General features: G+C 44.4%; 8 protein-coding genes. 6 read left to right on the top strand and 2 right to left on the bottom strand.

The genetic code is table 11. The features are described 5' to 3' along the window. Positions 1 to 187: 187 nt before the first annotated feature. Complete coding sequence (locus tag OCV61_RS17745; protein WP_158422870.1) at positions 188 to 937, bottom strand: glycosyltransferase family 2 protein; 750 nt, start codon at positions 935 to 937, stop codon at positions 188 to 190. After that, on the bottom strand, positions 934 to 2,316 hold the full coding sequence (locus OCV61_RS17750; RefSeq protein WP_158422877.1) for a sugar transferase: 1,383 nt from the start codon (positions 2,314 to 2,316) through the stop codon (positions 934 to 936). Before OCV61_RS17750 ends, OCV61_RS17745 begins: the two co-directional genes overlap by 4 nt. A 224-nt stretch (positions 2,317 to 2,540) precedes the next feature. Between OCV61_RS17750 and OCV61_RS17755 the strand changes: the two genes are divergently transcribed. The 6 genes from OCV61_RS17755 to glgD all read left to right on the top strand — a co-directional run bounded on the left by OCV61_RS17755 (position 2,541) and on the right by glgD (position 11,129). Then, positions 2,541 to 5,303, top strand: a complete 2,763-nt coding sequence (locus tag OCV61_RS17755; protein WP_158422871.1) for a bifunctional glycosyltransferase/CDP-glycerol:glycerophosphate glycerophosphotransferase — start codon at positions 2,541 to 2,543, stop codon at positions 5,301 to 5,303. A 331-nt stretch (positions 5,304 to 5,634) separates the two neighbouring features. Beyond that, complete coding sequence (locus OCV61_RS17760; protein ID WP_158422872.1) at positions 5,635 to 6,957, top strand: UDP-glucose dehydrogenase family protein; 1,323 nt, start codon at positions 5,635 to 5,637, stop codon at positions 6,955 to 6,957. Between the two features lie 218 nt (positions 6,958 to 7,175). After that, positions 7,176 to 8,450 carry a glycosyltransferase gene (locus OCV61_RS17765; RefSeq protein WP_158422873.1) on the top strand — a complete coding sequence of 425 codons (1,275 nt, stop codon included), beginning with the start codon at positions 7,176 to 7,178 and terminating at the stop codon, positions 8,448 to 8,450. A gap of 36 nt (positions 8,451 to 8,486) precedes the next feature. Beyond that, positions 8,487 to 8,714 carry a hypothetical protein gene (locus tag OCV61_RS17770; RefSeq protein ID WP_158422874.1) on the top strand — a complete coding sequence of 76 codons (228 nt, stop codon included), beginning with the start codon at positions 8,487 to 8,489 and terminating at the stop codon, positions 8,712 to 8,714. 134 nt (positions 8,715 to 8,848) lie between these two features. Further along, positions 8,849 to 9,991: a glucose-1-phosphate adenylyltransferase gene (locus OCV61_RS17775; RefSeq protein ID WP_158422875.1), complete on the top strand. Its 1,143-nt coding sequence runs from the start codon at positions 8,849 to 8,851 to the stop codon at positions 9,989 to 9,991. Position 9,992: 1 nt separating this feature from the next. Beyond that, entirely contained in the window at positions 9,993 to 11,129 is a 1,137-nt protein-coding gene (gene glgD / locus OCV61_RS17780; RefSeq protein WP_158422876.1) for a glucose-1-phosphate adenylyltransferase subunit GlgD, read from the top strand. Positions 11,130 to 11,242 lie beyond the last annotated feature (113 nt).

The following is an 11,242-nucleotide window of genomic DNA, read 5'->3' on the forward strand; positions in this document are numbered from 1 at the left end:
TTTTTGCGTATAACAATGGGTCACCACCCGCGAAGCAGGTGGGTTATAGTTCAAAATGCCTACACGCTGCGTAGACATTTTGAACAGGCTAAAGCCGTACCAAAATAACCGGACAGAGCCATCCGTAGTGATGACTGCTGTCCGGTCAACAATACATATTTGGTAACTGTTTTTACCCGCAGTTACCTTATTTTTTTCTGTATTTCCATAGACCGTGCAAAGCATAAGAAATAAAAAAGCAGGTACTTTTCACAGGTCCATACCCAACATAACGGTACACATGGTAAGTCATCCTGGCGGATTTCAGCTTATTTCTGGATTTTCCTCCTTCAGAGAGGCGATATTTCAGGTAGGGCCTGTCGATTCCTACTGCAGGTCCATATTTCTTCAGAATCTTCAGCCAGGTAATATAGTCCTCATGGCTGTCATCATGCTCCATGGGAAATTCCAAAGCAGCCTCTTTCTTTACCACAACAGACGAACAGTTAATACTGTTATGACTTAACAAATCCCGATAAGTGACAGTTTCTTTTACCGGAATGTATCGACCGGTATCTGCACCGGAAGAGTCCATCAAAGTGCGTCCGGTAGAACATAACACCCGGCCTGTACTCTTCAGCTGCTTTAGCTGTGCCGAAAGCTTACCTTCTTCCCACCAGTCATCTGCATCGAGAAAAGCGATGTATCTGCCTCTGGCTTCTCTTACACCACGATTTCTGGAACCTGCCGCTCCTAAATTGGATGAATTACGAAAATACCGAAAATTCTCCCTGCCTTCATACTCTTTCAGGATCCCGGCTGTACCGTCCCATGATCCGTCATCGATTACCAACAATTCCAGGGATACATCCTGAATAAAGACAGACTCTATAGCCTGACGGATGTATTTCTCTCCATTGTATACAGGCATGACCACAGATACTTCAGGCATTCTCATTCTTTTCCCCTCTCATCTGTTGAATCCTTAAGGGCATTCTTCTGCTTGTCATCCACACCTTCGGATACTTCCTTCTGAAAAAAGATCTTCACAGTCATGAATAAAAGCTTAATATCCAGTACAAAAGAATAATTCTCAATATAAAACAGATCCAGCTTCAGCTTATCGTAGGGGGTTGTATTGTACTTCCCGTAAACCTGGGCATAACCGGTAAGTCCTGCCTTAACTTTCAGGCGGTAATAAAACTCCGGTATCTCCTTTTCATATTCCTGCATGATCTCTGTACGCTCCGGCCTTGGTCCCACCAAAGACATATCCCCCTTAAATACATTAAACAGCTGGGGAAGTTCATCCAGATGGAGATTCCTCAGTACATGCCCAACCGGTGTGATCCTGGAATCGTGCTTAGAAGCAAGACGTGCACCATTTTTCTCAGAGTCCACCCGCATGCTGCGGAATTTGTAGATCATAAATTCTTTCCCATCGCAGGTAAGCCTGCTTTGTGTATAAAACACCGGGCCGTGATCATACAATTTCACTATCAGTGCAATGATCAGCATAATCGGCGAAAGGATGAGCAAGCCAAGACCAGACACCAGAATATCCAACATTCTTTTGGCAGCTCTCTGCTCCACGGATAATCCCATATTCCTTGACATAAGAAGCGGTGTATCAAACAAATGGATCCTGTCTGTACCGATCAGAATAATATCAGAAATCTTAGGACTCATATAACATCTGATAGAATGGGCAAAGCAATATTTCAGATAACGGTTGCGCACTGCAGATGGCAGATCCCAGATGATCACACCTTCATACTCTTTCATCATCTGATGGATCCGTTCTTCTCCTTCACGAATATGAACCTTACCGCTGATATCATATTTGTCACGTCTGGAATTCATCTTATGGATCAGATCATCACCTGGATCCCTGTCACCGTAGATCACCAGAAGCTTCCTAGCCCGATACAGCCTGGAATAAATATATCTGGATCCCCAGATCCATATAATGATCAGAAGCAGCTGAACCACCGTCATACTGATCATTGGCTTAGCTTCCAAAAACCAGCGGTTGATCAGTGTGATCTGAAAATATACTACCACATTCGTACATATGGTTGCCAATGTTAGTGAATAAAATACATCGATCCTCTTCAGATAGCCAACCTTCAGGCCACCGTACAGTCGTGAAAACATGGTATTGATCAGTGCATAAATTGCGATCAGTACCCAGTTACCTCTTCGCCAGAATGGCTCGTCGATCCGGATCCTGTAAAAATCATACCACACATATGCAAACACTGCTGCCTGTGCCAGAATGATCAGACTTGCAAGGCAGAACACGATAAACCGTTTATAATCTTCTCTTTTACTCACGATATCCCTCTTCTGTTTCATTTGCTTTCATTGATGTCTTTTGTCCTGACATCTGTTATTCTTTGTATTATAGCGAATATATATCCTTTCGTCCAGTCTAATTTCCTGTATCCTGTGCTGTTGCGGTCTTGTGATAACAACCGATAACCGTTATAATAATAGGAACTATATGATTAGGAACTATATGATGTTGGGAAAAAAAACAACGGAACAGGGGGCAATTTATGAACACACCTAAAGTCAGTATTATTCTGCCGGTTTATAATGTAGCAGAGTTTCTTCCTGCATGTCTGGACAGCCTGCTTGACCAGACCCTGGATCAGTTAGAGATCGTAGCGGTCAATGATGGAAGCACCGATACAAGCGCAGCTATCCTGCAAGCCTACCAGGAAAAATATCCTTCCAAACTTTTTGTTTACACAACCACAAACCATGGGGTAAGCCATGCCCGCAATTACGGTTTTTCCAAATCCCATGGTGAATATGTATGGTTTGTAGACAGTGATGACTTCATCCAGCCTTCCGCATGTGAACAGCTGTACACCAAGGCGGTTCAGGATGACAATGACCTTGTGTTATTTTCATACTATAACATAGATATGAGTTCCGGTAAAAAGACTCCATTTCCCATGCGTCATCACAACCAGAATTTTTCATTTTCCGAAAAGCCATATGAAATGTCCATTCTTTCCCCCTACCCATGGATCAAACTGATCCAAAGAGAGCTTTTTGAAGGCCTGGCATTTCCGGAAGGAATCCGTTTTGAAGATCTTCCGGTGGCATACCTTCTGGCTGCCAAAGCACGTAATGTGGGAATAATAGATGAATGCCTTTACAATTACAGGAAAAATGTTGGTTTTCTCGGCAGCCTGACCCCCGCCACTGCCGATATTAAAAAAGCAGTTATTTACCTGAAAGACTGCATGAATTCCCTGGGCTTTCTTGAAACCTACAGAACCGAGATCGATTTCATCACCATCCGGCACTTTTTTTTCCGTTTCTGGAAGCTTCTCACCAACTATGAAACCAAAAAAAAGGATCTGAAGCTTGATCTTATCAACCAGCTTTTTGATTATATAGATGCCTTTCTGCCAGATTGGCAGAATAATCATTATGTAAAATACGCACTTCCGGATCACTTGTTCCAGTTGCTTTATCTTTACGGTTCCCGCAAGGAAATGCTTCATTTTGTGAACACCTGTGACGGAATGTCCCCAAACCAGCAAAAGGCATGGCTGAAAGATTACAAGGCAGGTCATAATAACGCTTATATTTTCAGTGAAGATAGACTGATTGATCAGGAACAGCCTGCAAAAGAATCCTATCTGGCTTCCAATACCAGGGTTTTGCCTGAACCTGGCTATATTTTTCTGGAATCCATGGAGGGGCAGGATATCCATCCGCTTTTCCTTACCCTGCTTTCCGGCAGCTTTGCGAAAGGAACCCGGGTCTTTCTTTCCCTTACCGCCAAAGCACGTCCTGTATGGCAGAGACTGAGCCAATCCTATCAGCTGGATACCTCCTGTGTTACCTTGATTTCCCCTGACTCTGAAGATTATGGGATTGCCCTTGCACAATGTGGCAGGCTGATCACAGACCAACCTCTTCCCTGGTATTTCCATAAGGGTACAAAACAGAGGCATATCCTTCTTTGTACGGAAAGCCTGATTCCTGTTACCAGTGCCAACTGCCTGACTTCCAGACATGATCTGGCCAGATGGCAGCATACCATGTTTACCTGTGATCTTATTGTTTTCCCAAACAAAGATATACTGGAAAATTATATGGAGCACGCCATGATAGCGGGGATCTGCCACACAGATACTTACTTTTCCACAGATAATGCTGCTCTTTCCACATATTTATTGAAAGAACTGTGGACACCAGTGGATCCTTCTCTTCCCATATTTACGGAGGCTGATATCTTTCGTCAGAATGAAGGACTGGCAGCAGATACAAAACTGCTGTTCTGCTGTCCTTTGTTTGCGGGAAAAGACCGAAAACAGACCTTTCACTATGTAAGAAGCTTCACTGATGCTTTATATCAGCTGGACAATGACTTAACGGACAAGCAGATCCTGTATCTGGCTCCTGCTCCCGGATACCAGGTGGATTGCAGCAGTTTCAAACATATACGCCTTTTGCCGATCCAGTATTCCATTACAGATCTTATCCGGTCCTGTGATGTATTGATCACCGATTACCGCAGCATTCTGATGGCAGACTGTAATTTGCCAACATCCGTTCTCCGTTTTTTACCTGAAGATGATCCATATCCATTGTCGTCTTCCCTGCAAAAAGCCTTGCAATTTGTCCCGGCTTGTACCAATGCACCTGCGCTGATCCGCCAGCTTCAGGCCACTTTGTCAGTATCGGATGCTTTCGCTTCTGATATGTTACAGGCAGCAAAAATGCCTGAATCCCGGGAATTGTCCAGTCATCCCGGATCCGGTGATTTATCACAGAATGATACAGCTGTTCCATCCATAAAGGAGCATATCCTGTGGTTTACCGGCCGCAAAATATCCTCTGAACAAATGGATCAATTGAGCAGCTTTATATCCCAGCATCCGGATGCCCAGATTTGGCTTTCCTATAATGTACTTCAGGATCCTAAGGCAGAAGCATATCTGAATATCCATTTTCCGGACATCTGGTATCTTCCCCTTCGGATTGATCCAGCCAGAAGCCTTTTCTGGAAAATATCCAGCTTCTTTATTACCCGGCTGGGGCTGGCCTCTATTTACCCTCCCGGCAGGATGCTCCGCCTGGGAAAACAGGCATACACCCGTTATTTCGGTCCTGTTTCCTTTGACCAGGTATTTATCCAGGCCACAGACAATCTGCAGACCATTGCCTTTTGTGCAGCTGCTGCCCCAAATGTGAACTGTAACTTAAAGGCGCCGGGGGCAGATGCCTCCTTTGCCAAACGCTGCCAGACTGTCTTTGCCCATCGACTGGCAGGAAAAGAACCGGGAACAGGGTAACTTTACAACACATCTTAAATGTGCTACCCTTTTTAGATCGTAACTGTTCTACATTCCTACAGTTACTTGTCAAGATGTACTTCCATTCCCTTTGGCGGTGACATTTTAATTCAAGAATGCCTCGGCATTCTTGCTGCGAGGTGCGCGTCATGCAATTGCATGACATACTTCTCCTGCGCACCTCTGCAATCCTGCCGGAGGCTATATCAGCTGGGGGATTGACTCCCACCACTGATACCAGCTTGTTTCTCATCACCTATAGAGGTGGGAGTCATCTCCCAGCTAATATAAAAATCCACGAAAGGACCGCAAAATGCGGCAGGCAAATAATATGAAAATAGCAGTTGCAGGTACAGGCTATGTAGGTCTTGTGACAGGAGTTGCCCTGGCCAACGCAGGCCATCATGTAACCTGTGTAGATGTTGACGAACATAAAATCCAACTGATGAAGCAGGGAATATCCCCTATCTACGAACCAGATCTGGAGCCTTTGATGCAGAAAAATAAAGAACGGCTTTCCTATACTACGGATTATGCCAGTGCCTATCAGGATGCCCAGGCCATTTTTGTAGGTGTTGGAACCCCAGAAAAAAAGGATGGCTCTGCGAACCTGAAATATGTATATACAGTGATCGACCAGATTGCCCAGACCCTGGATACTGATTGTGTAGTTGTGATCAAATCCACAGTTCCTATCGGTACCAATGACAAAATCGAAAAGCGGCTGACCCAGCAGATCACTGCCAGAAGAAGCAAGCTGGGGCTGTCTCCCATCCGTGTGGAAATCGCCTCAAACCCGGAATTTCTTTCCCAGGGCACTGCTGTAAAAGACACTCTCCATGCTTCCCGTATTGTCATCGGAGTAGAATCTGACTGGGCACGTGATCGCATGAAGGAAGTTTATCAGGAATTTCATCAGCCTTTTGTATTTACAGACCGCAGAAGTGCAGAAATGGTAAAATACGCATCCAACGATTTTCTTGCACTAAAGATTTCATATATCAATGAAATTGCAAACCTTTGCGAACTTCTGGATGCCAATATTGAAGACGTGGCAAAGGGTATGGGCCTGGATCCACGCATTGGCAACAGATTCCTAAAGGCAGGGATCGGCTATGGCGGCTCCTGTTTCCCAAAGGATACCAAAGCTCTTCACTGGGTTTCCAATTATTATGAAAAAGAACTGAAAACGGTTAAAGCCGCTATTGAAGTAAATGACATCCAGAAAATGAAGCTTCTTAAAAAGAGCCACAAATACTATGATTCCCTTGAAGGACTGAAGGTAGCCGTTCTGGGGCTGACTTTTAAACCGGACACAGATGATCTGCGGGAAGCGCCTTCCCTGATCAACATCCCCATCATGCTGGATGACGGAGCCAGGATATTTGCCTGGGATCCCATCGGTATTCCGAATTTTAAGAAATACTATCCGGATGAGATCACCTACTGTTCTTCCATTGAGGAGACCTTAAAGGATGCGGATATCTGCTTTATTTTTACTGAATGGGCTCAGATCCGGGACTTTGATATCCTCCGCTACAAAGAGCTTATGACCCACCCTATCATCCTGGACGGACGTAACTGCTACCCTTCCCATAACTTTAAAAACACCGGCATTATCTACGATTCTGTAGGGCGCCGTACAGTACAATAAAAGGGACTGTTTTTGACATACAATATTGGTAACTGTCAAGAATGCCTCGGCATTCTTGCTGCGAGGTGCGCGTCATGCAATTGCATGACATACTTCTCCTGCGCACCTCTGCAATCCTGCCGGAGGCTATATCAGCTGGGGGATTGACTCCCAGCTGGTATACTCACATTTGCCAATATTTTTCAATCACTGTTCCTGTATGGAGATAATAGACAATTATGAAATTAAGTGTAATCATCCCTGTCCATAACGCTGCACCCTATTTGCCGGCATGTCTGGACAGTGTACTTTCTCAGGATCTTACAGATCTGCAGGTGATCTGTGTGGATGACGATTCCACTGACCAGTCAGCCCAGATTATCACTAATTACACACATAAGGATTCCCGTGTGATGCTGATCCGCCACCCTATGACCATGTATGCAGGTTCCTGCCGTAATACAGGTCTGGTTGCTGCTACCGGTGAATATGTGCATTTCCTGGATTCTGATGACATTGTGGAAAAAGGTGCATATCGCCGTTATTATCAGCTTGCCAAAGAAATGGATGCAGATATGGTCAAAGGAAAAAGCCGCTGTTTTGATAACGCCACCGGCCAGATTTCCTCTACCGCCATCCTTCGTTTTTCCGGCCTTCCGGAAAATTATTATGGCAAGGCAGTCAGTTTTTCACAGAATCCCAGTGCCTTCAGCCATGTAAGTGTTGTTCCCTGGAATGGAATTTACAAAAGACAGTTCCTTCTGGAGCATCGTCTCTGGTTTAATGACTTTATCTGTGTAAATGACCGTTCCTTCTTTAACGAAGTATCCCTTGCGGCAGACAGGGTGGTATTTACCAAAGACCGGCTTGTAAAATACAGGATCAACAACAGCCAGTCCCTGGTAGGAAACAGAGCACGTAATTTCCAGTGCCAGTTCCGCTCTTTTGCCTTGATCCGGAAACAATGCCAAAAGTACAATATTACCGGTGCTGCTCTTGCAGAAATCCTGAACCGGGAACTGACAGACCTTTTTATCTGGTACCGTAAATACAGGAATGTCCCGGAAGTACAGGAAAGCATTGTCTCCTCCACTACAGAATTTGCCCGTAGCCTGGATATTCTGCCTCTGAAGGACTATCCTCCTGTTTTTAAATGGTATTATGATTATCTGCTGCTGACCCAGGATCATATTCTTACTATTGCACTCCATTTAAGCAGTTCAGCTGAGCAGCTTACCAAGTGTATGGAAAGCATCTTGCTTCAGGACATGCCCAAATTCCGGGTATATGGTATTGCCCCTTCCGGCACAGATACTTCTGTATACCAGTCTTTTATGGACAAAGACACTCGCTTCTGTGGGGTTCTTCCTTCTTCCGGAGATATTCCCAAAGAGAATGTTTATTTTCTGGAACTTAAACCCACAGTTCTGAAGGATGCCGATACCTTTCAAAAGCTGATCCGCCACTCCATGGAAACAGCTAAAAACATGGCACCTGTAATTCTTACCCTTTAAACAATTATTTACAATCATTCAGAAAGGATCTTTATTATGGCATTTAATCCACTAAAAATGATGCAATTCAAAAACGCCTGGGATGGATTTACCCAACGTCATCCCAAATTTCCGCAGTTTATGGCTGCTGTACAGCAGCATGGGATCCAGGCAGGTTCTATTATCGAGGTTCAGATCAATACTCCTGATGGCAAAAATTTTACCACTAACCTTAAGGTATCTGAAGAAGACATCCAGGCCCTCCGCAGTCTTCAGGATATGTAATCAATTTTTCTCAAATTTTATATATTTTTTGCACAAAAATATGGAAATCTGCACCAATAATATGTATAATATACTTAAGAATATTGTTTTTTATATTCATAAAAGCATCCAAGAAATGAAAGTGAGGGCTCACTATGAAGCAAAACAGCATGTTAGCGATGATCCTGGCCGGAGGGCGGGGAAGCCGTCTCCACGAGCTTACCAACAAAGTGGCAAAGCCGGCAGTTTCCTATGGTGGAAAGTACCGTATTGTAGATTTTCCTCTCAGTAATTGTGCCAACAGTGGTATTGATGTTGTAGGCGTTCTGACCCAGTATGAATCCATTCTGTTGAACAGTTATGTAGCAGCAGGAGGACGCTGGGGACTTGATGCCAAAGACAGTGGTGTTTATGTACTGCCGCCTCGCGAAAAAGCAGATGTAGGACTTGATGTTTACCGAGGTACCGCAGATGCCATTTCCCAGAATATTGACTTTATTGATTCCAGGTCTCCAGAATATCTTCTCATTCTGTCCGGAGATCATATTTATAAAATGAATTATGCCCAGATGCTTGCCTTCCACAAAGCAAGCAAGGCTGATGCCACTATCGCAGTGATTGAAGTTCCTATTAAAGAAGCAAGTCGCTTCGGTATTATGAATACAGATGGCGAAACTGACCAGATCGTAGAATTTGAAGAAAAGCCGGCAGAGCCGAAGAGCAATCTTGCTTCCATGGGTATTTACATTTTTAACTGGAAGCTGCTCCGCAAAATGCTGCTTGCAGATATGAAGAATCCGGATTCCAGCCACGACTTCGGTAAAGATATCATCCCCACCATGTTAAACGACGGAAAGCGCCTGTTTGCTTATCGCTTCAAAGGCTACTGGAAGGATGTTGGTACCATTGATTCCCTTTGGGAAGCAAACATGGATCTTCTCAGCCCGAACAATGAGCTGGATCTTAATGACCCTACCTGGAAGATCTATACCGAAGATGTAACCACCCTGCCTCAGTATATCGGTCCGGAGGCCAGTGTAACCAATGCATACATCACTCAGGGTTGTATTGTAGAAGGTGAAGTTAAAAATTCCGTTCTGTTCACAGGCTCCAAAGTACGTCCAGGAGCAAAGGTGATCGACAGCGTACTTATGCCAGGCGTTGTTGTAGAAGAAGGCGCAGTGGTGCAGCGTGCCCTTGTAGCCGATAATATCCACATTGGTAAGAATGCTGTGGCAGGCAGTGCAGACAGCGAGCACATCGAGCTTGTTGCACAACGTATAAAGGGGGTGGAATAATATGTATAGCGCATTTGGCATTGTAAACTCATCACCTCGCAACATCCTTGTAGAGGGACTTCAGGATTATCGTCCTATCGGTGCTTTCTCTTTCCTTGGAAGATACCGTGTGATCGACTTCCCGATCTCCAATCTTAGTAACAGTGATATCGACCGGATTCAGGTATACATGGATAATAATAAGCCTCGTTCCCTGATCGAACATGTTGGCACAGGTCGTCACTACAATATCAACTCCAAAAGCGGTCATCTGCAGCTTCTTTTTTCAGGTGCCAGATCCTGGAGAGATGTATATAATACAGATATTGCAGCTTATATTGAGAATATGGAGAGCATTGAGAAGATGCATCACCCTTACGTAGTGATCCTTCCCAATTACATGGTTTATTCACAGGATTTTGACACACTGATCGGCAGTCATATTTCTTCAGGAGCAGATATTACCCTGCTGTATCATACCATTGACAACGCAAAGGAATCCTGTCTCCATTGCAACATCGTGAATCTGAACCGTCAGAAGGGTGTGCTTTCCATTGAGCCAAATCCTGGCACAGCAAAGAACCGTAATATTTTCATGGATACCTATGTTATGAAAAAAGACCTTTTCATCAGCCTGGTCAAAAAGGCGGCTGCCTATTCTTCCATGTTCTCTTTGTTGGACATTGTAAATGCAGCATGCACAGGTCAGATCGAAGGCATGGATCTGGATGTACGTGGTATCCCTCACAAAGGCTTCTTTGCACCTATCACAGATTTCCGCAGCTATTATGATGCTAATATGGCTCTGATCAACATTAAAGAGGCCCAGAACCTTTTCGGTGAAGGATGGCCAATTTATACCCGTACCAATAACTCCTGCCCTACCCACTATATGGATGGTGCAGACATTCGCAATTCCATAGTATCCAACGGCTGTCTGATTGAGGGTACTGTAGAGAATTCCATTATTGGACGTGGTTGCGTGATCAAAAAAGGAGCTGTTATCAAAAACAGTATTATCCTTGCAGACACACTGATCGGTCAGGATGTTCATCTTGAGAATTTTGTAGTTGACAAGCATGCCAGACTGATCCGTGAAAAGGAGATCATTGCACCAGTTGGTAACCCTGGATACATCAAGCGCAGAGACACCTTATAATATGCTCTATTTTTTTCGATAATAGTCGCCCCCACCCGTGAAACGGGTGGCTCGTAGGATGGCTATAAGCCTTTAATGCTAGGCCAGCGTCTCAAGGCGCTGGCTTTCGCTTT

Origin of the sequence: Blautia ammoniilytica (genome assembly GCF_025566965.1) — a bacterium.
GTDB lineage: Bacteria > Bacillota > Clostridia > Lachnospirales > Lachnospiraceae > Blautia_A > Blautia_A ammoniilytica.

Excerpts from the sequence above, each read along its gene's own strand:
- OCV61_RS17760 (WP_158422872.1), top strand. The coding sequence starts at position 5,635 with ATGAAAATAGCAGTTGCAGGTACAGGCTATGTAGGTCTTGTGACAGGA.
- OCV61_RS17770 (WP_158422874.1), top strand. The coding sequence starts at position 8,487 with ATGGCATTTAATCCACTAAAAATGATGCAATTCAAAAACGCCTGGGAT.
- OCV61_RS17775 (WP_158422875.1), top strand. The coding sequence starts at position 8,849 with ATGAAGCAAAACAGCATGTTAGCGATGATCCTGGCCGGAGGGCGGGGA.
- glgD (WP_158422876.1), top strand. The coding sequence starts at position 9,993 with ATGTATAGCGCATTTGGCATTGTAAACTCATCACCTCGCAACATCCTT.
- OCV61_RS17765 (WP_158422873.1), top strand. The coding sequence starts at position 7,176 with ATGAAATTAAGTGTAATCATCCCTGTCCATAACGCTGCACCCTATTTG.
- OCV61_RS17755 (WP_158422871.1), top strand. The coding sequence starts at position 2,541 with ATGAACACACCTAAAGTCAGTATTATTCTGCCGGTTTATAATGTAGCA.
- OCV61_RS17745 (WP_158422870.1), bottom strand. The coding sequence starts at position 937 with ATGAGAATGCCTGAAGTATCTGTGGTCATGCCTGTATACAATGGAGAG.